Annotated in this window: 18 protein-coding genes and 1 riboswitch; of the genes, 12 read left to right on the top strand and 6 right to left on the bottom strand. The window is 60.9% G+C overall.

The window, feature by feature from the left end; genetic code table 11:
* Nucleotides 1-21: 21 nt before the first annotated feature.
* Together ACJ8IJ_RS16730 and leuO are read right to left on the bottom strand one after the other, a co-directional pair.
* Entirely contained in the window at nt 22-1,830 is a 1,809-nt protein-coding gene (locus tag ACJ8IJ_RS16730; protein WP_049188014.1) for an AMP-dependent synthetase/ligase, read from the bottom strand.
* Nucleotides 1,831-2,295: 465 nt separating this feature from the next.
* Complete coding sequence (leuO, locus tag ACJ8IJ_RS16725) at nt 2,296-3,243, bottom strand: transcriptional regulator LeuO (protein ID WP_004932811.1); 948 nt, start codon at nt 3,241-3,243, stop codon at nt 2,296-2,298.
* 874 nt (nt 3,244-4,117) lie between these two features.
* Between leuO and leuA the strand changes: the two genes are divergently transcribed.
* From leuA to leuD, 4 genes are read left to right on the top strand one after another with little or no spacing between them, the layout of a single operon-like run.
* Complete coding sequence (leuA, locus tag ACJ8IJ_RS16720; protein ID WP_004932820.1) at nt 4,118-5,692, top strand: 2-isopropylmalate synthase; 1,575 nt, start codon at nt 4,118-4,120, stop codon at nt 5,690-5,692.
* A 2-nt stretch (nt 5,693-5,694) separates the two neighbouring features.
* Entirely contained in the window at nt 5,695-6,786 is a 1,092-nt protein-coding gene (gene leuB / locus ACJ8IJ_RS16715; protein ID WP_004932823.1) for a 3-isopropylmalate dehydrogenase, read from the top strand.
* A gap of 1 nt (nt 6,787) precedes the next feature.
* Complete coding sequence (gene leuC, locus ACJ8IJ_RS16710; RefSeq protein ID WP_197753555.1) at nt 6,788-8,188, top strand: 3-isopropylmalate dehydratase large subunit; 1,401 nt, start codon at nt 6,788-6,790, stop codon at nt 8,186-8,188.
* A 9-nt stretch (nt 8,189-8,197) separates the two neighbouring features.
* Nucleotides 8,198-8,800, top strand: a complete 603-nt coding sequence (leuD, locus tag ACJ8IJ_RS16705) for a 3-isopropylmalate dehydratase small subunit (protein ID WP_442518828.1) — start codon at nt 8,198-8,200, stop codon at nt 8,798-8,800.
* Nucleotides 8,801-8,837: 37 nt separating this feature from the next.
* Here leuD and ACJ8IJ_RS16700 read toward each other — a convergent pair whose 3' ends face one another.
* The 3 genes from ACJ8IJ_RS16700 to sgrT all read right to left on the bottom strand — a co-directional run bounded on the left by ACJ8IJ_RS16700 (nt 8,838) and on the right by sgrT (nt 11,979).
* Nucleotides 8,838-10,310, bottom strand: a complete 1,473-nt coding sequence (locus ACJ8IJ_RS16700; RefSeq protein WP_350982469.1) for a DASS family sodium-coupled anion symporter — start codon at nt 10,308-10,310, stop codon at nt 8,838-8,840.
* Between the two features lie 144 nt (nt 10,311-10,454).
* A complete protein-coding gene (locus ACJ8IJ_RS16695) occupies nt 10,455-11,651 on the bottom strand; it encodes a sugar efflux transporter (RefSeq protein WP_049188008.1) in 1,197 nt (398 codons plus the stop codon).
* Nucleotides 11,652-11,805: 154 nt separating this feature from the next.
* Complete coding sequence (gene sgrT, locus ACJ8IJ_RS16690) at nt 11,806-11,979, bottom strand: glucose uptake inhibitor SgrT (protein ID WP_004932838.1); 174 nt, start codon at nt 11,977-11,979, stop codon at nt 11,806-11,808.
* A gap of 90 nt (nt 11,980-12,069) precedes the next feature.
* On the opposite strand from sgrT, the gene sgrR reads away from it, so the two are divergent.
* The 7 genes from sgrR (at nt 12,070) to ilvN (ending at nt 19,510) form a co-directional block, all read left to right on the top strand.
* Nucleotides 12,070-13,731, top strand: coding sequence for an HTH-type transcriptional regulator SgrR (gene sgrR / locus ACJ8IJ_RS16685; RefSeq protein WP_442518827.1), 1,662 nt, complete (start codon nt 12,070-12,072; stop codon nt 13,729-13,731).
* Nucleotides 13,732-13,768: 37 nt separating this feature from the next.
* A riboswitch (TPP riboswitch) is annotated at nt 13,769-13,887 on the top strand.
* Nucleotides 13,888-13,944: 57 nt separating this feature from the next.
* Nucleotides 13,945-14,931, top strand: coding sequence for a thiamine ABC transporter substrate binding subunit (gene thiB / locus ACJ8IJ_RS16680; protein ID WP_004932842.1), 987 nt, complete (start codon nt 13,945-13,947; stop codon nt 14,929-14,931).
* Nucleotides 14,907-16,514 (top strand): thiamine/thiamine pyrophosphate ABC transporter permease ThiP, encoded by a 1,608-nt coding sequence (gene thiP / locus ACJ8IJ_RS16675; protein ID WP_442518826.1) that lies wholly within the window; start codon nt 14,907-14,909, stop codon nt 16,512-16,514. Before thiB ends, thiP begins: the two co-directional genes overlap by 25 nt.
* Nucleotides 16,501-17,205 carry a thiamine ABC transporter ATP-binding protein ThiQ gene (gene thiQ, locus ACJ8IJ_RS16670; RefSeq protein ID WP_197753550.1) on the top strand — a complete coding sequence of 235 codons (705 nt, stop codon included), beginning with the start codon at nt 16,501-16,503 and terminating at the stop codon, nt 17,203-17,205. The genes thiP and thiQ overlap by 14 nt, the downstream gene beginning before the upstream one ends.
* 88 nt (nt 17,206-17,293) lie before the next feature.
* Nucleotides 17,294-17,407, top strand: a complete 114-nt coding sequence (ivbL, locus tag ACJ8IJ_RS16665; protein WP_154747116.1) for an ilvB operon leader peptide IvbL — start codon at nt 17,294-17,296, stop codon at nt 17,405-17,407.
* 111 nt (nt 17,408-17,518) lie between these two features.
* A complete protein-coding gene (gene ilvB, locus ACJ8IJ_RS16660) occupies nt 17,519-19,213 on the top strand; it encodes an acetolactate synthase large subunit (RefSeq protein ID WP_440484649.1) in 1,695 nt (564 codons plus the stop codon).
* 3 nt (nt 19,214-19,216) lie between these two features.
* The gene (gene ilvN, locus ACJ8IJ_RS16655) at nt 19,217-19,510 is read left to right on the top strand and encodes an acetolactate synthase small subunit (RefSeq protein WP_004932856.1); all 294 of its coding nucleotides are present in this window, start codon (nt 19,217-19,219) and stop codon (nt 19,508-19,510) included.
* Between the two features lie 28 nt (nt 19,511-19,538).
* Here the strand turns inward: ilvN and ACJ8IJ_RS16650 are convergent, their stop codons facing one another.
* Nucleotides 19,539-20,309, bottom strand: coding sequence for a DedA family protein (locus ACJ8IJ_RS16650; RefSeq protein ID WP_004932860.1), 771 nt, complete (start codon nt 20,307-20,309; stop codon nt 19,539-19,541).
* Between the two features lie 214 nt (nt 20,310-20,523).
* Here ACJ8IJ_RS16650 and ACJ8IJ_RS16645 point away from each other — a divergent pair, with 214 nt between their 5' ends.
* Nucleotides 20,524-22,890 carry a DNA polymerase II gene (locus ACJ8IJ_RS16645; RefSeq protein WP_442518825.1) on the top strand — a complete coding sequence of 789 codons (2,367 nt, stop codon included), beginning with the start codon at nt 20,524-20,526 and terminating at the stop codon, nt 22,888-22,890.
* Nucleotides 22,891-22,910: the final 20 nt, after the last annotated feature.

The following is a 22,910-nucleotide window of genomic DNA, read 5'->3' as shown; positions in this document are numbered from 1 at the left end:
GCACATGGCCCGGCGGCGTCGTCAGGCCTGTTCCTGGTACATCGAGTCGATTTCGCGCTGATAGCGCTGCAGGATCACTTTGCGGCGCAGCTTCAGCGTGGGCGTCAACTCCCCCAACTCCATGGAAAAAGCCGCCGGCAGCAGCGTGAACTTCTTCACCTGCTCGAAACGCGCCAGCTCCTTTTGCATCTCGCGCAGGCGCTTTTCGAACATCGCGAGGATCTCGCCGTTGCGCAGCAGCTCCAGGCGATCCTGGTATTTCAGGTTGACTGACTTCGCGTACTCTTCCAGCGACTCAAAGCACGGCACGATCAGCGCGGAAACGAACTTGCGCGCATCGGCGATGATCGCCACCTGCTCGATAAAGCGGTCCTGCGCCAGCGTGCCTTCCAGCATCTGCGGCGCTATGTATTTGCCGCCGGAGGTTTTCATCAAATCTTTCAGGCGCTCGGTGATGAACAGATTGCCCTCTTCATCGATCGCCCCGGCGTCGCCGGTTTTCAGCCAGCCATCGGCGGTAAAGGTCGCGGCGGTTTCCAACGGTTTGTTGAAATAGCCGCGCATCACGATCGGCCCGCGCACCTGAATTTCATTTTCTTCACCGATGCGCACCTCGACCTCCGGCAGCGGTTTACCGATAGAGCCGAAGCGGAAATGCCCCTCTTCCCAGCAGGACACGGTCGCACAGGTTTCGGTCATGCCGTAGCCGTACTTGATGTTGACGCCCATCGCCTGGAAAAACAGGATCACATTGTCATCCAGCTTGGCGCCCGCTGCCGGCAAGAAACGCACCCGGCCACCGAGAATGCCGCGCAGCTTGCTCAATACCAGCTTGTCGGCCCAGCGGTGAGAGAGTTCGAACAGTTTGCCCAACGGTTTGCCGGCCCGCTCTTGCAGGAACTTGCGCTCCCCGCAGACGATCGCCCAGTGGAACAACGCACGGCGCAGCCAAGGGGCACGCGCCACTTTTTCATGCACCGCGCTGAAAATTTTCTCGTAGAAACGCGGTACCGCGCACATTAACGTCGGCCTCACCTGCCCCATCGCTTCCCGTACCCAGTCGGTGTTCGGCAGGAAAACATTCTGCGCGCCGGAATGCATGACAAAGAAGCTCCAGGCACGCTCGAACACGTGCGACAGCGGCAGGAAACTGAGCGACACATCCTCTTCGCCGACCGTCAGTCTCTCATCATGCAGGTAGAGCTGCGCCGCCAGGTTGCGGTAGTCCAGCATTACCCCTTTCGGTTCGCCGGTGGTGCCCGAGGTATAGATCAGGGTAAAGAGATCCTGCAGGTCGCACTCTTCAATGCGCTGCCGACGTTGAGCGATAAAAGCCGCCGGATCGGCAGCGCGCTCGAAGGCGCTCAGGTGTTGTGCGATCTCGCAGCCGCGCAGATCGGCGCCCTCGTCGAACACGATGATATGACTCAGCTGTGGGCAGACGCCACGCAGTGCGATGGCGGCATCCAGCTGCGCCTGCTCGCCGACGAACAGGATGCGAATGTCAGCGTCGTTGATGACGAAGGCCGCCTGCGCCGGCGTATTGGTGGAATAGAGCGGTACGCTGACGCCACGCAGGTGCAGGATCGCGAGATCGGTCAACGACCAGGCCATCGTGTTATTGGCGAAGATACCGATACGTTCTTGCACTTCGGCGCCCAGCGCCAGCAGCCCGGCAGCAATGCGATCAATGCGGGCAGCCGCCGCTCCCCAGGTCAGTTGAAACTCGCCGTTGGGCGACCATTGGCGAAATGCTGTGCGATCGGCTCGGTGGGTGATTTGATGCTGTATACGATGGATCAAATGGTATTGCAGCAGATTAGTGATCATAGTGCTCTAAGCCTGAAATGAATCATACAGTTAAGCCTGAACGATGCCTTGCGGCCCTCATCTCAGCTTACACGTGTTTACTTTTTTCCGCGCAGTCTACCTACTCTCAGGCAGAGGGAAAAGCGATTTCAGCGTAGAAGTGTGAGCCAAAACTCAGGCCGGCTTTCGCGCTTTCATGGGTTGGACAAAACGGGAAGGAAAAGGTTTGATGGCGGCCATAAAACGCGGCCCGTTCGGGCCGCCACATCGAGTTAGTTTAAAATTCCAGCTGGAAAGTAAAAATCAGAATATTAATTTATATTAATTGTTTTCGCTAAATGAACAAATTTATCCTGAGAATAAGTTATTCTATCGCCGCAAAACCAAGAAATATCTTAATAAAAACGCAGATAGTTCTTAGTTTTTATCATGAGAAAAAAACGCTCAGTTGAATATTATCTTTATATGGTTCCCATCTTTATCGCTTTACTTTGGGTTACCCGCCTCAATCAGGACAGATTTCATCCACTGGTGGCCTTTATCCCGCTCTGAGGATTCATGCCAGGAGAGGTAGCAGGTGGCTTTATTATCGTTGCCACATAAAGGAACCGCCTTTATTTTCAACGCCTCCGTCTGCTGTCGCACCAACCAGGCGGGCGCAATCGCTACCATTTCCGTTTGCGACACCATATTCAACACGCTGTAAAGATCCGTGCACTGCTGCGTCACGGCGCGCAGCATCGGTTCGTCTAAATAAAAAGGTTTACTGAACGATCCAAAACTTTCCAGGGAAACCGCAGCATGCTGCTCGGCCAGCATGTGTTCCGGCGTCACCTCCTCGCCTATTCTCGGGTGCGCCTGCGCAACCGCCAGCACTAATTCGTCGTCGAACATCGCCAGGCTGCGAAACTCCGCCGACTCGAAACGACTGTAGCCGATGACAAACTCCACGTCCTGATAGCGTAATTGACGTTCAATATTATTGTTAATGTATGACTTTATTTGCAGGTTAAGCTGCGGCGCTATCTGTTTGACGTGATTGATTATCCCGGCGCCCAGACGCAAATCGAGCGGGCTGCACAGCGACAGGGAGAACGCTCGCGTGCTGGTCAGCGGCTCAAACTCAGATCCCGGCAACTCATTCTGCACCAGCTGCAGCGCTTGCCGTACCGGCCCGAACAGCTGCCTGGCCCGCATGGTGGGCTGGATCCCGCGGCCGCAGCGCACGAACAGTTCGTCGTTGAACATCACCTTCAGGCGCGCTACTGCGTTGCTCACCGCCGGCTGCGACATCCCTAACGAATTAGCGGCTCGCGTAATATTTTGCATTTGCATCACGGCGTCAAACACCGTCAGTAAATTAAGATCGACGCTGCGCAAATGGATGTCCGCCGGTTCTTTGACCATGGCGATTTCTGAATCATATTCAGCCATATTTCACTCCACTAAATCCTGTGTAAATAATCTAATCCTTATGCTCGACAAACAATGAAACGCCGCATTGTCTTATCTTTGCACGACAAATCCTGCCATTACCGTCATCAATCGATAAAAAACCTCGTGTTATCGACACGATATAAGTCGTATATGGAATACATGTCAGCAGCTTCCCCCGTCAGTGAGAAGAATGCCACCTGGGTAGTACTAATAATTAGGTATCAACAATGATTAATACAATTGAACAACGTCGCCGCACTGTATGAGACAAACTATAAAAACACATCATAAGCAATCAAACCATCTAAAAACACCGCTCACTTTGTGTAAAAACGCATTATTTTGTTATATTATGACTAAAACAATCAATTATTCATATGAGTTCAATTTAAACCATTTGTATTGAAAATGTTATTTTATTGCTCCCCGTGATTAATCCCTCTTGCTTTTTTCATCACAAATCTTAACGCAACGAAATCCAGAAGCAATTAGCGCAGTATATATTCGATTCGTTTATGCTAAGCAGCACGCAAACTGGTCCCGTTTTTTTCTCTAAGGCGTCGTTTTTTTGCCGAATGATCCTCTGTTTAGCTAATGGGCTGATGCATTGTCCCCGCATTCAATCAGGTGTTGACATCGCCAGGCCAATCACGTATCAAATTAGGCAGACACCCAATTTAAGAGAAGCTGAACCCTTATGATCCGTACTCACCGTCTACTAGGCCTACTACTCAACGCATCTTGTTTGCGCGGTATGCCTGTGGACGACCTTCGGAGCTGACTCAGCCGATCACCCATAAGAAACCCGCGCTACTGCGCGGGTTTTTTTTTGCCCGCTTAGCGTGAAATCAACACGATAAGGAATGCACCGATGAGCCAACAAGTCATTATTTTCGATACCACGCTGCGTGATGGCGAGCAGGCGCTGCAGGCCAGCCTGAGCGTAAAAGAGAAGATTCAGATTGCGCTGGCGCTGGAAAGAATGGGCGTTGACGTGATGGAAGTCGGCTTCCCGGTCTCTTCGCCGGGCGACTTCGAGTCGGTGCAAACCATCGCGCGCCAGATCAAGAACAGCCGCGTCTGCGGCCTGGCCCGCTGCGTGGATAAAGACATCGACGTGGCCGCCGAAGCGCTGCGCGTCGCCGAAGCGTTCCGCATCCACGTATTCCTGGCCACCTCAACCCTGCACATCGAATCGAAGCTGAAGCGCTCGTTCGACGAAGTGCTGGAGATGGCGGTGCGCTCGGTAAAACGCGCCCGCAACTACACCGACGACGTGGAGTTCTCCTGTGAAGACGCCGGCCGCACGCCGATCGACAATCTGTGTCGCGTGGTCGAAGCCGCCATCAACGCCGGCGCCACCACCATCAATATCCCGGACACCGTCGGCTACACCACGCCGAACCAGTTTGGCGGCATCATCACTACCCTGTATGACCGCGTGCCGAACATCGACAAAGCCATCATCTCCGTGCACTGCCACGACGATTTGGGCATGGCGGTCGGCAACTCCATCGCCGCAGTGCAGGCCGGTGCCCGCCAGGTGGAAGGCACCCTGAACGGCATTGGTGAACGCGCCGGCAACTGTTCGCTGGAAGAAGTGATCATGGCGATTAAAGTGCGCCAGGACATCATGAATGTGCACACCAACATCAATCACCAGGAAATTTTCCGCACCAGTCAGATCGTCAGCCAGCTGTGCAACATGCCGATCCCGGCCAACAAGGCGATCGTCGGCTCCAACGCCTTCGCCCACTCCTCCGGCATTCACCAGGACGGCGTGCTGAAGAACCGCGAAAACTACGAAATCATGACCCCGCAGTCGATCGGCCTGAAAGACGTGCAGTTGAACCTGACCTCCCGATCCGGCCGCGCAGCGGTGAAACACCGCATGGAAGAGATGGGCTACCAGGAGCAGGATTACAACCTGGATACCCTGTACGCCGCCTTCCTGAAGCTGGCCGACAAAAAGGGCCAGGTGTTCGACTACGATCTGGAGGCCTTGGCCTTCATCAACAAACAACAGGAAGAGCCTGAGCACTTCAGCCTGGGTTACTTCAGCGTGCAATCCGGCAGCAGCATCATGGCCACCGCCTCGGTGAAACTGATCTGCGGCGGCGAAGAGAAAGCCGAAGCCGCCACCGGCAACGGCCCGGTCGATGCGGTTTATCAGGCGATCAATCGCATCACCGACTACCCGATCGAGCTGGTGAAGTACCAGTTGACCGCCAAGGGCCATGGCCGCGACGCGCTGGGCCAGGTGGATATCGTGGTCTCTTACAACGGCCGCCGCTTCCATGGCGTGGGTCTGGCGACCGACATCGTCGAATCCTCCGCCAAGGCGATGGTGCACGTGTTGAACAATATTTGGCGCTCACAGCAGGTAGAAAAAGAAAAGCAGCGCCTGCAGCAAAACAAACATCAAAATAATCAGGAAACGGTGTGAACATGACGAAGACTTATCACATTGCCGTCTTGCCCGGAGACGGCATCGGCCCGGAAGTAATGGCTCAGGCGCGCAAAGTGTTGGACGCGGTGCGTCAACGCTTTGACATTCGCATCACCACCGCCGAGTACGACGTCGGCGGCATCGCCATCGATCGCCACGGCAGCCCGCTGCCGGCGGCGACCGTCGCCGGCTGCGAGCAGGCCGACGCCATCCTGTTCGGCTCGGTAGGCGGCCCGAAATGGGAACATCTGCCGCCGGCCGAGCAGCCGGAACGCGGCGCGCTGTTGCCGCTGCGCAAACACTTCAAACTGTTCAGCAACCTGCGCCCGGCGCGCCTGTATCAAGGGCTGGAGGCGTTCTGTCCGCTGCGCGCCGACATCGCCGCCCGCGGCTTCGACATTCTGTGCGTGCGCGAATTGACCGGCGGTATCTACTTCGGCCAGCCGAAGGGCCGTGAAGGCCAGGGCATGCAGGAGCGCGCCTTCGACACCGAGGTGTACCACCGTTTCGAGATTGAGCGCATCGCGCGCATCGCCTTCGAATCCGCCCGCAAGCGCCGCCACAAGGTGACGTCGATCGACAAGGCCAACGTGCTGCAAAGCTCCATCCTGTGGCGTGAAGTGGTCAATCAGGTCGCCAGGGATTACCCGGACGTGTCGCTGTCGCACATGTATATCGACAACGCCACCATGCAGTTGATCAAGGATCCGTCCCAGTTCGACGTGCTGCTGTGCTCCAATCTGTTCGGCGACATCCTGTCCGACGAGTGCGCGATGATCACCGGTTCGATGGGCATGCTGCCGTCCGCCAGCCTGAACGAACAAGGTTTCGGCCTGTACGAACCGGCGGGCGGTTCCGCGCCGGATATTGCCGGTAAAGGCATCGCCAACCCGATTGCGCAGATCCTGTCCGCCACTCTGCTGCTGCGTTACAGCCTGGGCGCCGATGAAGCGGCCGACGCCGTAGAACGCGCCATCAACCAGGCGTTGGAACAGGGCTACCGCACCGCCGATCTGGCCGGTGACGGCAAAGCCGTCAGCACCGATGAAATGGGCGACATCATCGCTCGCTTTGTAGCTCAGGGGGCATAACATGGCCAAGACCTTATACCAGAAGCTGTACGACGCCCACGTGGTGCACGAAGCGCCGAACGAAACGCCGTTGCTGTATATCGACCGTCACCTGGTGCACGAAGTCACTTCGCCGCAGGCGTTCGACGGCCTGCGCGCCATGGGCCGCAAGGTACGCCAGCCGGGCAAAACCTTCGCCACCATGGATCACAACGTGTCGACCCAGACCAAAGACATCAACGCCAGCGGCGAAATGGCGCGCATCCAGATGCAGGAGTTGATCAAGAACTGCGCGGAATTCGGCGTTTCGCTGTATGACCTGAATCACCCGTTCCAGGGCATCGTGCACGTGATTGGGCCTGAACAAGGCATGACGCTGCCGGGCATGACCATCGTCTGCGGCGACTCGCACACCGCCACCCACGGCGCTTTTGGCTCTCTGGCGTTCGGCATCGGCACCTCGGAAGTGGAGCACGTGCTGGCGACCCAGACCCTGAAACAGGGCCGCGCCAAGACCATGAAGATTGAAGTCACCGGCGACGCCGCCGAGGGCATCACCGCCAAAGACATCGTGTTGGCGGTGATCGGCAAAACCGGCAGCGCTGGCGGCACCGGCCACGTGGTGGAATTCTGCGGCAAGGCGATCGAAGCGTTGAGCATGGAAGGCCGCATGACCCTGTGCAACATGGCGATCGAAATGGGCGCCAAAGCCGGGTTGGTGGCGCCGGACGACACCACCTTCGGCTACCTGAAGGGGCGTCAGTTCGCGCCAACCGGCGAAAACTGGGAGCAGGCAGTCGCTTACTGGCGCACGCTGAAGTCCGACGCCGACGCCCAGTTCGATACCGTGGTGACGCTGCGCGCCGAAGAGATCGCGCCGCAGGTCACCTGGGGCACCAACCCCGGCCAGGTGATCGCCGTCAATCAGGCGATCCCGGCGCCGGAATCGTTCAGCGATCCGGTCGAGCGCGCCTCCGCCGAGAAAGCGTTGGCCTACATGGATTTGAAACCGGGCATCAAATTGACCGAAGTGCCGATCGACAAAGTGTTCATCGGTTCCTGCACCAACTCACGCATCGAAGATCTGCGCGCGGCGGCGGCTATCGCCAAGGGGCGCAAGGTCGCCAGCGGCGTGCAGGCTATCGTAGTGCCTGGCTCCGGCCCGGTGAAGGCCCAGGCGGAAGCCGAAGGGTTGGACAAAATCTTTATCGAAGCCGGTTTCGAATGGCGCTTGCCGGGTTGCTCAATGTGTCTGGCGATGAACAACGACCGTCTGAATCCGGGCGAGCGCTGCGCGTCCACCAGCAACCGTAACTTCGAAGGGCGCCAGGGCCGCGGTGGGCGCACCCACCTGGTCAGCCCGGCAATGGCCGCCGCGGCCGCCGTCGCCGGTCATTTCGCCGACATCCGTGATATTCACTAAGGGGCTAACGTGGCTAAATTTACTCAACATACCGGCTTAGTGGTGCCTTTGGATGCGGCCAACGTCGACACCGACGCCATTATTCCCAAGCAGTTTTTGCAGAAGGTCACCCGCACCGGTTTCGGCCAGCACCTGTTCAACGACTGGCGCTTCCTCGACGATTCCGGCCAGCAACCGAACCCGGCGTTCGTGCTGAACAAACCGCGCTATAAAGGCGCCAGCATCCTGTTGGCGCGCGAAAACTTCGGCTGCGGCTCTTCGCGCGAACACGCCCCCTGGGCGCTGACCGACTACGGGTTCAAAGTGGTGATCGCGCCGAGCTTTGCCGATATCTTCTACGGCAACTCGTTCAACAACCAGCTGTTGCCGGTGACGCTGAGCGAGCAGCAGGTGGATGAGCTGTTCAAGCTGGTGGACGCCAACGAGGGGACGGAGTTCGTGGTGGATCTGGAGAACCAGACGGTCAACGCCGGTGGCAAAAGCTATCCGTTCGAAATAGACAGCTTCCGCCGCCACTGCATGATCAACGGGCTGGACAGCATCGGCCTGACGCTGCAGCATGAAGCGGACATCTCCCGCTACGAAGCGCAGCAGCCGGCGTTTCTGAATTAATCCCCTTCACCCGCCGCCCGGCGGGTGAATTTTTTCCTCACCAGTAGCCCAGCAGCTTCCACCATGTGCCGCCGATCACTATCCAGATCAGCAGGTTAACCACGCTCATCACCCATCCCGCTTTCCACCACTCACCCAACGTCACATAGCCGGACCCAAAGATGATCGGCGCGGTGCCGGTACCGTAATGCGTCAGCGACATCATCAGCGAAGAAGAGAACGCCAGGATCAGGCCCAGCAGCGCCGGTGGCGCGCCGAGCGCGATGCCGGCAGCGAAGAAGGCGGCGAACATCGCCGTCACGTGCGCAGTGGTGCTGGCGAAGAAATAGTGTGAATACAAATAGATGAGGGTCAGCAAGATCGTGCCGCCCACCCAGCTCATGCCCATACGGTCGATGCCGTTGCCGACGGTTTGCGACAGCCAGCCGATCAGCCCCAGCTTGCCGAGGAAGCTGGCCATCATCACCAGCGCCGAGAACCACACCACGGTGTCCCAGGCGCCTTTATGCTTCAGCACATCCTCCCAGCTCAGCACGCCGGTGGCCAGCAATACCGCCAGGCCGATCAGCGCCGCGGTGGTGGGATTGACCGCCAGCGCCGGGCCGAAGATCATCGCCGGTATGCCGGCCCACAACACCAGCAACAGCGCGAACACCCCGAGGGTAATTTTCTCCGGCAGCGTCACCGGCCCCAGCGCCTGCAGCTTTTCGCGCGCGAAGCGCGGCGCGTCCGGGGTACTTTTCACCTCAGGCGGATACAGCAGGTAGATAACCAGCGGCATCACGATCAACGAGCACAGCCCCGGTACCAGGGCGGCGACCGCCCACATCGACCAGGACAGCTCGAAGCTGCCGTGGGTACCTTTGGCGATCAGGCTAACGATCAGCGGGTTAGGCGCGGTGGCGGTGATAAACATCGCCGAGGTGACCGGGTTGATGTTGTAGTTCACCAGCGACAGGTAGCGGCCGATTTTGCCGGAGGTATTGAGCTCGGGTTTGGAGCCGAAGCTGTCGGCGATCGACTTCATGATCGGGTGAATGATGCCGCCGCCGCGCGCGGTGTTGCTCGGCGTCACCGGCGCCAGCGTGGTTTCCGCCAGCGTCAGCGCGTAGGCGATGCCCAGCGTTTTCTTGCCGAACAGCGAAATAAAGTAGTAGCCGATGCGCGCGCCCAGCCCGGTTTTGTTCAGGCTGAGGGAGATCATGATCGAAAAGCCGATCAGCCAGATCAGCTGGTTGGAAAAGCCGCTGAGCGCGTCGTCCAGCGCGGCGCCCGGCTTGCCGGGGTTGGTGACGCCGGTCACCGCCACCAGAGCGATGGCGATCACCGAGACCGCGCCGATCGGCATCGCCTTGCCGATGATGGCGATGATGGTGCCGATAAACAGCGCCAGCAGCTGCCAGGCGTTGGGCGCAACGCCCTCCGGCACGGGAATGAGGAACCAGATAATCAGCGTGGCGCCAAGGGCGCACAGGGAAGGAAGCGGTTTGAGCGGTGTGAGTTTATCCATAACGTTCCCACTGTTCTAAACGACAGGGCGGCATCTCAATAGCGAGACGGGCGTGGGCGCAACGATCGCGCGCCATATGCCTTCAGCTTGAGCGCCCGGCTTAGCCTTCTCAATGACTTGCATCAAGAATGCCGTCGTTTAACCTCACACTTCACGCACTTTGGCGCTCATCCCGAGCGCCGCCAGCGCCAGCAGCGCCGCCATCCAATACACCGAACCATGACCGAAATTCTCCACCAGCGCGCCCTGCAGCACCCCGGCCAGGATCACCCCGGTAGAGATGCTGTTGGTGAACAGCGTGGTGGCGGCGCCCGGCCGGCCCGGCATCAAATCCTGAAAATAGAGCATGCCGATACCGGCGACGATGCCGATAAACACCGCGTTGAGCAGCTGCAGCGCGATCAGGGCCGGCTTGGTCGCCAACACCGTCAGCCCGAGATAAAACAGCACGCCCGCCGCCACCGCCAGCAGCATCATGTTGCGCTTGCCGAAACGTTTGACGTAATAACCGGCCAGCAGCATTGCCGGGATTTCCAACCCGGCGGCAGTGCCCATCAGCACCCCGGCCAGCCCTTCCGGCAGCCCGAGATCGGCGGTGATATACAGCGGCATATCGATGATATACAAGGTATTGCAGGTCCACATCAGCATCGAAGCGATGAACAGCAGCCGCACATCGCGATTGCGCCAGGCGCTGGCGGGCGCGATCGGCGCAGACATCCCGCCCTGCAGCTCCCCATTCTCCGCCGCACGCGGCACCGAAGGCAGCATAAACCCTACCAGCAGCACGCAAACTGCGAAGGTGGCGGCGGCGATCAGGAACATCACGGTGAACCCATAGTTCAGCGCCAGCGCAAACGACAGCGGCGGGCCGATCACCCACGCCAGCGAAAGCTGGGCGCGCATCACCGAGCTGAACATCACCACCTCACGCGCCTCGCTGTCGGCGTATTCCCGCGCCAACGCGAAAATCTGCGGCATGGCGGTGTTGGCAACGGCGGACATCAGCACCCCGGCGGTGATCAGCGTCAGGTAGTCGCGGTTAAAGGCGAACAGCAGGCAGTTGCCGACCGCCATCAGGCAGCACAGCAGGATCAGCCTGCGCCGATCGCCGCGGGTGTCGGAGCGCTTGGCCAGCAGAAAACTGACCACGATGCCGGCCACCGCATTGGCGGTGTAAAACAGCCCGACCCACAGCGGCCGCACTTTGACCTCGGTGGTCAGAAACAGACTGAGCGTCGGCGTCAGCAACGCGCCGGCGATGCCGGAGAGAAAAGCGATCAGCAGGAATGCGGCAAAGATGGGGTTAATACGCAGTGACAACCGGCTCAGGCGTTGCATATCGTCTTCCCTGACCTCAAAGCAGAAGAAAGAACCTTAGGCCACGGCGAGAAAAATGCAAGCACATCGCCATGACCGCGCATAAAAAAACCAGTGGGTCGCCCCACTGGCTGGTGAAACAGCACCATTACTCAGAAACTTGTTGCCGCAGCCCCTACAGGTGCTCGCGATACTGCTTATCGGTCATCTCTTTAATGTCCCATTGCGTCAGGTGCGCCAGCATCGCCAGCCGCGCCTGTTCGGGCACCACGCTCAGCCAGTCGGCTCGCTGGCGGCGCACCGCGCTGAAATAGCGCTGATAGAACTGCCTGGATAAGAAAGCTTTCATGATTACGCCCTCCCCTTTCATTGATGAAAATTATCGGCGTAATATAGGGAAAGAAAAATTGACGAGTTGAAGCGGGAGCGTTCCTCTTTTATGTCCACGTCCAGATTGCAGCAGCAGTTCATCCGCCTGTGGCAGCGCTGCCACGGTGAAACCACCGACACCACGCTGCAGGATCTGGCGGAGGTGCTCAGCTGCTCGCGGCGCCACGTGCGCTCCCTGCTGAGCGCCATGCAGCGGGAAGGCTGGCTCACCTGGCAGGCGGAGTCGGGGCGCGGCAAGCGTTCGCGGCTAACCTTCCACTACACCGGCCTGGCGCTGCAGCAACAGCGGGCCGAGGAGCTGCTGGAACAGGATCGCATCGATCAGCTGGTGCAACTGGTGGGCGACAAAAACGTGGTGCGCCAGATGCTGCTGTCACAGCTGGGGCGTAGCTTCCGCCAGGGGAAACACATCCTGCGGGTGCTCTACTACCGGCAGTTGTACAACCTGCTGCCCGGCTCGGCGCTGCGGCGTTCGGAAACCCATCTGGCGCGCCAGATCTTCAACGGCCTGACGCGCATAAATGAGGAAAACGGGGAACTGGAGTCCGATCTGTCTCACCATTGGCAGGCGTTGACGCCACTGCACTGGCGATTTTACCTGCGCCCGGCGATCCATTTTCATCACGGCCGCGAGCTGGAGATGGCGGACGTCATTACTTCTCTCTCGCGTCTGACCTCGCAACCGCTGTTCTCGCATATCGAGAGCGTCACCTCGCCGACGCCATTCGTGATTGACGTGCATCTGCGCAGCCCCGACCACTGGCTGCCCTGGCTGCTGGGCAGCGTGCACGCCATGATCCTGCCGCGCGAATGGCGCGAACTGCCGGATTTCGCCCGCCATCCGATCGGCACCGGCCCCTATCGCGTAGTGCGCAATCTCCCCAGCCAGATGAAGATCCACGCCTTCGACGACTATTTTGGCTACCGGGCGCTGATCGACGAGGTGAATATCTGGGTGCTGCCGGAGTTCTCCGAAGAACTGGTGCATTCCGGCGTACAGCTGCAGGGCGATGAAACCGGCAACAACGAACTGGAAAGCCGGCTGGAAGAGGGCTGCTATTTCCTGCTGTTCGACCGGCGCTCCCCGCTGGCCGCCGATCCCACCATTCGCAGCTGGCTGTGCGAATTGATCAATCCCATTTCGCTGCTGAGCCACGCCGGGCCGCTCTACCAACGCTACTGGTCGCCGGCGTACGGCCTGCTGCCCCGTTGGCACCACAACCGCGCGCTGGCGCAGCAGCCCAAACCGGCGGGGCTGACCGAACTGACGATGACCCACTTCAATGAGCATTCGGAGTTTCACGCCATCCGTCAGGCGATCGAGCCGCTGCTGGCGCAGCACGGCATCCGCCTGATCGTGCAAAGCGTGGATTACGCCACCTGGCACCAGGGCGACGCGCGCAGCGATCTGTGGCTTGGCAGCGCCAACTTCTATCTGCCGCTGGAGTTTTCGCTGTTCGCCACGCTGTACGAACTGCCGCTGATGCAGCATTGCATGAACGAAGATCTGGCGCAGGACGCGGCGCTGTGGCGCGCCAACCGCCTGCCGCTGGCGGAGTTCTGCCAACGTCTGGTCAGCAACCACCAGCTGCATCCGCTGTTCCACCACTGGCTGCAGCTGCACGGCCAGCGCAGCATGCGCGGCGTGCGGATGAACACCCTCGGCTGGTTCGACTTCAAGTCCGCCTGGTTTGCCCCGCCGGAGACATAAGCGCCTTTCGCCCAAGTCGGTTAATCTTTACAATAGCGCCGTCTCAACGGGGTGCGGAGAGCCAGGCCGCGTAATAAGCCTGATTTTCCGCTGAGAGCACACCCGTCGAACCTGATCCGGTCAATACCGGCGGAGGGATTTGAGCCCAGCGAACCGGCGACGCCGCCTCGCCCCCTCAGATGCCCTTGCCCCCTTATTTTTCAGGAGTGCAACGTGGTCAAAAAATATCTGCCCTGCTTATTGCTGCTGTGCGCCGCGCCGGCGTTCGCCAAGCCGACGCTGACGGTTTACACCTACGATTCCTTCGCCGCCGACTGGGGCCCTGGCCCGGCGGTGAAAAAAGCCTTCGAGGCCGAATGCGACTGTGAACTGAAGTTCGTGGCGCTGGAAGACGGCGTCTCGTTGCTGAACCGCCTGCGCATGGAGGGCAAGAACAGCGCCGCCGACGTGGTGCTGGGGCTGGACAACAACCTGCTGCAGGCGGCGCAGCAAACCGGCCTGTTCGCGCCGAGCGGCGTCGATACCGCCAGGCTGACGGTGCCGGGCGGCTGGCAGGACGCGACCTTCGTGCCTTACGACTACGGGTACTTCGCCTTCGTCTACAACAAAGAAAAACTGAAGAACCCGCCGAAAAGCCTGCAGGAGCTGGTCAGCAGCGACCGCAACTGGAAAGTGATCTACGAAGATCCGCGCACCAGCACGCCGGGCCTTGGATTGTTGCTGTGGATGCAGAAAGTGTATGGCGACAAGGCGCCGGCCGCCTGGCAGCAGTTGGCGAAGAAGACCGTCACCGTCACCAAAGGCTGGAGCGAAGCCTACGGCCTGTTCCTGAAAGGCGAAGGCGATCTGGTGCTCAGCTATACCACCTCTCCCGCCTACCACCTGATCGAAGAGAAAAAAGACCTTTACGCCGCCGCCACATTCAGCGAAGGCCACTACCTGCAGGTGGAAGTGGCCGGCAAGCTGAAAGCCGCCAAACAGCCTGAGCTGGCCGAGCGTTTCATGCGGTTCATGGTGACGCCGGCATTCCAGAACACCATCCCGACCGGCAACTGGATGTACCCGGTGATCAACACCCCGCTGCCCGTCGGCTTTGAGCAGATGAACGTGCCGCAGACCGCGCTGCAATACAGCGCCGAAGAGGTGGCCACACAACGCAGCGGTTGGATCCGGGCATGGCAAACCGCCGTCAGCCGCTGATCCCCCGCTGGCTCTGGCCGGGGCTGCTGGCCGCCGGGCTGATCCTGCTCGTCGCCGCGCTGGCGCTGGGCTCACTGTGGCGTCACACGCCGGACAGCGACTGGCGCAGCCTGTGGCAGGACAGTTACCTGTGGCACGTGGTGCGCTTCACCTTCCTGCAGGCGCTGCTGTCGGCGCTGATTTCGGTGCTGCCCGCCATTCTGCTGGCGCGCGCGCTCTATCGCCGCCGTTTCCCCGGCCGGCAGTTGTTGCTGCGGCTGTGCGCCATGACGCTGGTGCTGCCGGTGCTGGTAGCGGTATTCGGCCTGCTCAGCGTCTATGGGCGCCAGGGCTGGCTGGCGACGCTGTGCGGCTGGCTGGGCGTCGAGTATGGTTTCTCGCCCTACGGTCTGCAGGGCATTCTGCTGGCGCACCTGTTCTTTAACCTGCCGCTGGCCACCCGCCTGTTGCTGCAGGCACTGGAGAACATTCCGGTGGAGCAGCGCCAGCTGGCCGCCCAACTGGGCATGAACGGCTGGCAGCAGTTCCGCTTCGTCGAATGGCCGGCGCTGCGCCGCCAAATCCTGCCGAGCGGCGCGCTGATATTCATGCTGTGCTTCGCCAGCTTCGCCACCGTGCTGTCACTGGGCGGCGGGCCGCAGGCCACCACCATCGAGCTGGCGATCTACCAGGCGCTGAGTTACGACTACGATCTGGGCCGCGCCGCTCTGCTGGCGCTGATCCAACTGGGCTGTTGTCTGGGGCTGGTGCTGATCAGCCAACGCCTGAGCCAGGCATTGCCGGTAGGGCATACCCACGCCCAGCGCTGGCGCAACCCGGAAGACAACCTGTGGCGGCGCATCAGCGATTTTCTGCTAATCGCCGCCGCGCTGTTGCTGCTGCTGCCGCCTCTGCTGGCGGTGATCGCCGACGGCGCCAATCAGGCTATGGTCAGCGTGCTGCGCCAGCCGGTGCTGTGGCAGGGGCTGTTCACGTCGCTGCGCATCGCCCTCGGCGCAGGGCTGCTGTGCGTGACGCTCACGATGATGCTGCTGTGGAGCAGCCGTGAGCTAAAACTGCGGCAACAGCTGCGCGGCGGCCAGGCGCTGGAGCTCAGCGGCATGGTGATCCTGGCGATGCCGGGCATCGTGCTGGCCACCGGCTTCTTCCTGCTGCTGAGCGATACAATGGGGTTGCCGCAGTCGCCCTATGCGCTGGTGATCCTCACCAATGCGCTGATGGCGGTGCCCTACGCGCTGAAGGTGTTGGAGAACCCGATGCGCGACCTCGCCGAACGTTACAACCCGCTGTGCCTGTCGCTGGATATCCGCGGCTGGCAGCGGCTGCGGCTGATCGAACTGCGCGCCCTGCGCCGCCCGCTGGCACAGGCGCTGGCCTTCGCCTGCGTGCTGTCGATCGGCGACTTCGGCGTGGTCGCCTTGTTTGGCAACGAGCATTTCCGTACCCTGCCTTTTTACCTGTATCAGCAGATTGGCGCCTACCGCAGCAACGACGGGGCGGTGACCGCGCTGCTGTTGTTGCTGCTGTGCTTCCTGCTGTTTACCCTGATTGAACGCTTACCGGGCCGCCATGCTGACGCTTGAAAAACTGACCTACCTGTATGAACACCTGCCGATGCGCTTTGATCTGCGCATCCAGCCGGGCGAGCGCGTCGCGGTGCTCGGCCCCAGCGGCGCCGGTAAAAGCACCTTGCTGAGCCTGATCGCCGGTTTTCTGCCGGCGGCCAGCGGCCGGCTGCTGCTGAACGGCGAAGACCACACCGCCACGCCGCCGGCCAAGCGGCCGGTGTCGATGCTGTTTCAGGAAAACAACCTGTTCGCGCATCTGACGGTGGCGCAGAACATCGGGCTGGGGTTGGATCCCGGACTGCGCTTGACTGAACAGCAGCGCCAACAGCGGGCGCAGATCGCCCGTCAGGTCGGTCTGGAAGAGCATCTGGAGCGCCTGCCGTCGCAACTTTCCGGCGGCCAGCGTCAGCGCGCCGCGCTGGCGCGCTGTTTGATTCGCCAACGGCCGATCCTGCTGCTCGACGAGCCCTTCTCGGCGCTCGATCCGGCGCTGCGCAACGAGATGCTGCAACTGCTGCAGACGGTATGCGAACAGCGCAACCTGACGCTGCTGATGGTGTCGCACAACCTCGACGACGCCGCACGCATCGCGCCGCGCACGCTGCTGGTGGTCGACGGCCGCATCTATTACGATGGCCCGACGCAGGCCCTATTGGACGGCAGCGCGCCCGAAGCGCGCGTGCTGGGCATTTCGGGCAAAGCGTGATCTGACGCGCGTTTTTTATGCTGCGCCAATAAACCTGTTGTGCGAATTTTGCGCCTGTGTTTTTATAAAAACCTGACTTTTTTTACTGATGATAAGGTTCCCTGTGATCGCATCCTCGCTGACTTCGACCCTACTAGTTACCGCGCTACCAGCCGCGGTGGTCGTCGTGCGTGTGGTGGTGGTCGTCGGCAATGCGCCGTAGGGTCCGAATCAACGCATCGATTCCCAAACCCCGCCGGCGCAAACCGGGCGGGGTTTCTTGTTTTAGCACCCTGCCCAGAAAAGCTCACCGGCCTTGAGAAAGGACAGGAACATGGCAACTTCGGGCACGCCTCAACCGGGCACCAGCTTCACCGGCGCACAATTGATCGTTCATCTGCTGGAGCGTCAGGGCATCACCACCGTCGCCGGCATTCCCGGCGGCGCCGCGTTGCCGCTGTATGACGCGCTGAGCCAAAGCACCCGCATTCACCACGTGCTGGCGCGCCACGAACAGGGCGCGGGCTTTATGGCGCAAGGCATGGCGCGCGCCAACGGCAAGGCGGCGGTGTGCATCGCCTCCAGCGGGCCGGGCGCCACCAACCTGGTCACCGCCATCGCCGACGCCAAACTCGACTCCATTCCGCTGGTGTGCATCACCGGTCAGGTGCCCTCCTCGATGATCGGCACCGACGCCTTCCAGGAAGTGGACACCTACGGCATTTCCATTCCGATCACCAAGCACAACCACCTGGTGCGCGATATCCGCGAACTGCCGCAGGTGATTGGCGACGCCTTCCGCATCGCCGAGTCCGGCCGCCCCGGCCCGGTCTGGATCGATGTGCCGAAAGACGTGCAAACCGCCACCATCACCCTGGAAGAGCTGCCGCCGATCGCCGTGCCGGACGCCGCTCCGAGCTTCGATCCGGCGCTGGTTTCGCAGGCCGCCGCGATGATCAACCGGGCAAAGCGCCCGATCCTCTATCTGGGCGGCGGCATCATCTGCGCCGACGCCCACCGGCAAGCGCTGGAGCTGGCCGAACGCGCCGGTCTGCCCACCACCATGACGCTGATGGCGCTGGGCGCGATGCCGGTGGAACACCCGCTGTCGCTGGGCATGCTGGGCATGCACGCGGCGCGCAGCACCAACTTCATTCTGCAGGAAGCCGATCTGCTGATCGTGCTGGGCGCGCGCTTCGACGATCGGGCAATCGGCAAAACCGAGCAGTTCTGCCCTAACGCCGCCATCATTCATGTGGATATCGACCGCGCCGAGCTGGGCAAGGTCAAACAGGCCAACGTGGCGATCCATGCCGACGTCGGCCAGGTGCTGCACCAGCTGCTGCCGCAGATCGACACGCAGCCGCGCAGCGAATGGCTGAACACCGTCAACGACCTGAAACGCGAATTCCCGTTCAACATGCCTAACGCCGACGATCCGCTGAGCCATTACGGCCTGGTGCTGGCCGCCGCGCGCTGCGTGGACGACAGCGCCATCATCACCACCGACGTGGGTCAACATCAGATGTGGGTGGCGCAGGCCTATCCGCTGAGCCGGCCGCGCCAGTGGCTGACGTCGGGCGGCCTGGGCACCATGGGCTTCGGTCTGCCGGCGGCGATCGGCGCAGCGTTGGCGGAGCCCGAGCGCAAAGTGCTGTGCTTCTCCGGCGACGGCAGCCTGATGATGAACATTCAGGAAATGGCCACCGCGGTCGAGCACGATCTGGACGTGAAAATCATTTTGATGAACAACCAGGCATTGGGGCTGGTGCACCAGCAGCAAACCCTGTTCTACCAGCAGCGCATCTTCGCCGCCGCCTATCCGAAACGTACCGACTTCCTGAAAATCGCCGCCGGATTCGGGCTGGATACCTGCGATCTGAACGCCGCGGAAGATCCGCAGGCGGCGCTGGCCGAGGCGATCCAACGCCCGGGTCCCTGCCTGATCCACGCGCTGATCGATATCAACGAAAAAGTATTCCCGATGGTGCCGCCGGGCGCCGCCAACATCGACATGATTGGAGAATAAGCCATGCTGCAACCACAAGATAAACCCCAGGTGATCCTGGAGCTGGCGGTGCGCAACCATCCCGGCGTGATGTCGCACGTTTGCGGGCTGTTCGCCCGCCGCGCGTTCAACGTCGAAGGCATTCTGTGCCTGCCGTTGAAGGACGGCCAGCAAAGCCGCATTTGGCTACTGGTCGCCGACGATCAGCGGCTGGAGCAAATGATCAGCCAGGTGGAAAAGCTGGAAGACGTGCTGCAGGTGAGGCGCCACAGCGAGGACGTGCGGGTATTTGAACAGCTGGAAGCGTTCTTCCAGTAAGGCGAACGGGGGCTTTCGCCCCCTTTTGTCATTGACCCGACAACACCTGCCACAGCAGGTGGCGATACACCGGCATCAGCGGCTGCTGGCTCAGCGCATAACCGGCCGCCAGCGCCGCCAGCCAACTCAATCCGCACACCACGCGCAGCCGCAGCGGCGTCAGCCAACGGCTCAGTCGATCGGCGTTGCGCTTGCCCTCACGCCACCAGCGCCAGCTCAACCATACCGCCAGCCAGACCAGCAACGCCGCCGCGAGCAGCAGCCACTTGAACATCGCGCTGTCGGCACCGGCGGGAATATCGATCGCCACGCCCGCCAGAATGCCGGGGAAGAAATAAACCGGCGGCCAGGTCAGGCAACCGATGATGTTCGGCAGCGCGAACTTGTACGGCGGTAGATCGAGCATGCCGGCCACCATCGGCACCAGCGGGCGCGTCGGGCCGACGAAACGGCCGATCAGAATGGTCGCCATGCTGTGCTGGTGCAAGGCGTGCTCGGTTTTGTCGAGCAGCGCCTTGTTTTTCTTCAGGAAAGACCAACGGTGTAATGGCCCCTTGAACGCGCGGCCGACGAAATAAGAGATCCAGTCGCCGAGCAGGCAACCGACGATGCCCGCCGCCCAGGCGTAGTAAAAGTCCACCTTGCCGCTGCCGATCAACGCGCCGATGCTGGCCATCATCACCGTACCGGGCAGCAGCAGCCCCACCAGCGCCAGCGACTCCAGAAAAGCGACCAGCAGGACGACCATCAGGGTGAAAGCCAGTGACTGGGTGATCAAATCTTGTAAATAGGCTTCCATTACACCTCTGTGGATTATTCGGGCCAAACGGGCGGAGGATTTTCCAGTGCCGCCGCAGACGAGTCAATCGATCAATTGTATGCGTATTTGGCAACGCCGCGCGGCAATGGACAATCACTGTATAAAAACCCATACTATAATTTATCTATATTAGCGCCAAAACCGACATCTCGCTGAATGTCGCGCCCGCCGCCCGGCGGAAGACGAAGGGGTTATGACAGCACTGCAACAGGGTTTCCTGCTCACTCGCCACTGGCGCGACACGCCCGCCGGCACCGAGGTCGAATTCTGGCTGGCGACCGACGCCGGCCCGCGTCAGCTGCGCCTGCCGCCGCAAACCTCGGTGGCGTTTATCCCCGCCGAACAAAGGCAGCGCGCGGAACTGCTGCTGCGGGAAGAACGGCAAATCGAACTGAAACCGCTGGCGCTGACGGATTTTCATCACCGGCCGATGCTGGGGCTGTACTGCCGCCAGCACCGTCAGCTCATCAAGCTGGAAAAACTGCTGCGGGAAGGCGGCGTTGCGGTCTACGAGGCCGACATTCGCCCACCCGAGCGCTACCTGATGGAACGCTTCATCACCGCGCCGGTATGGTTCAACGGCCAGGGCGACGGCAATGGGCCGTTGCTCAGCGGCCAAATGAAGCCGGCGCCAGAGTACCGCCCAACGCTAAAACTGGTGTCGCTGGATATCGAAACCACCGCCCACGGCGAGCTTTACTCCATCGCGCTGGAAGGCTGCGGCCAGCGTCAGGTCTATATGCTGGGGCCGGCCAACGGCGACGATGCGCCGCTGGATTTCGCTCTGGAGTACTGCGCCAGCCGCCCTCAGCTGCTGGAGCGGTTGAACGCCTGGCTGGAGCGGCACGATCCCGATGCCATCATCGGCTGGAACCTGGTGCAGTTCGATCTGCGGGTGCTGCAGAAGCACGCCGAGCGCTACCAAATCCCGCTGCGGCTGGGGCGCGGCGGTAACCTGCTGGAGTGGCGCGAGCACGGCTTCAAGCAGAATCACTTTTTCGCCGCCGCCGCCGGCCGCCTGATCATCGATGGCATCGAGGCGCTGAAATCCGCCACCTGGAACTTTCCCTCCTTCAGCCTGGAATACGTTTCGCAGGAACTGCTGGGCGAAGGCAAGGCGATCGACAATCCTTATCAACGCATGGCGGAGATCGACCGGCGCTTCGCCGAAGACAAGCCGGCGCTGGCTCGCTACAACCTGAAGGACTGTGAGCTGGTGACGCGCATCTTCGCCAAGGCCGACCTGCTCAACTTCCTGCTGGAGCGCGCCACCGTCACCGGGCTGGCGGCCGACCGCAGCGGCGGATCGGTGGCGGCCTTCAGCCACCTCTATATGCCGCGCATGCATCGCCTGGGCTTTGTTGCCCCCAACCTCGGCGAACAGCCGGAAGAGCACAGCCCCGGCGGCTTCGTGATGGACTCCCGGCCCGGCCTGTACGATTCGGTGTTGGTACTGGACTATAAAAGCCTGTACCCGTCGATCATCCGCACCTTCCTGATCGATCCGGTCGGGCTGGTGGAAGGCATGCGCCACCCAAGCGACGCCGACTCGGTGCCCGGCTTTCGCAACGCCCGCTTCTCGCGCAGTAAACACTGCCTGCCGGCGATCGTCGAACAGATCTGGCAGGGGCGCGAGGCCGCCAAACGCCAGCACAATAAGCCGCTGTCGCAGGCGCTGAAGATCATCATGAACGCGCTGTACGGCGTGCTGGGATCGAGCGGCTGCCGCTTCTTCGATCCGCGGCTGGCGTCGTCGATCACCCTGCGCGGCCACGAGATCATGCGCCAAACCCGCGAGCTGATCGAAGCCGAAGGCTATCAGGTGATTTACGGCGACACCGACTCCACCTTCGTGTGGCTGAAACAGCCGCATGACGAGCAGCAGGCGGCGCAGATCGGCCGGGCGCTGGTGCAGCGGGTTAACGCCTGGTGGCAGCAGCATCTGCAGCAGCAGTTCGGGCTAGAGAACGCGCTGGAACTGGAGTTCGAAACCCACTATTCCCGCTTCCTGATGCCGACCATTCGCGGCGCCGAACAGGGCAGCAAAAAACGCTACGCCGGCCTGATCGCGCGCGCCGACGGCGAGGAAGAGATGGTGTACAAAGGGCTGGAAACGGTGCGCACCGACTGGACGCCGCTGGCGCAGCAGTTCCAGCAGCAGCTCTATCAGCGCATCTTCAAACGGCAACCTTATCAGGACTATGTGCGCGATTACGTCGGTAAAACCCTGAGCGGCGACCTCGACGATCAACTGGTGTACCGCAAGCGGCTGCGCAGAAAGCTCGATGACTATCAGCGCAACGTGCCGCCGCACGCACGCGCCGCGCGCATCGCCGACGACTACAACCGCAGCCAGGGGCGGCCGCTGCAGTATCAGAACGGCGGCTGGATCAGCTACGTGATGACCGTGGCCGGGCCGGAACCGCTGGAAACCCGCCATTCGCCCATCGACTATCAGCATTACCTTGAACGCCAGCTGCAACCGGTGGCAGACGCTATACTCCCTTTCTTGCACGACGATTTCACCACGCTGGTCACCGGGCAGATGGGGCTGTTTTGAGATTGCGCCAGGTTAAGAAA

The organism is Serratia sp. CY40230 (assembly GCF_052168835.1).
GTDB classification, from domain to species: Bacteria; Pseudomonadota; Gammaproteobacteria; order Enterobacterales; family Enterobacteriaceae; genus Serratia; species Serratia nematodiphila.
This window is presented reverse-complemented; position numbering and strand designations above follow the sequence as displayed.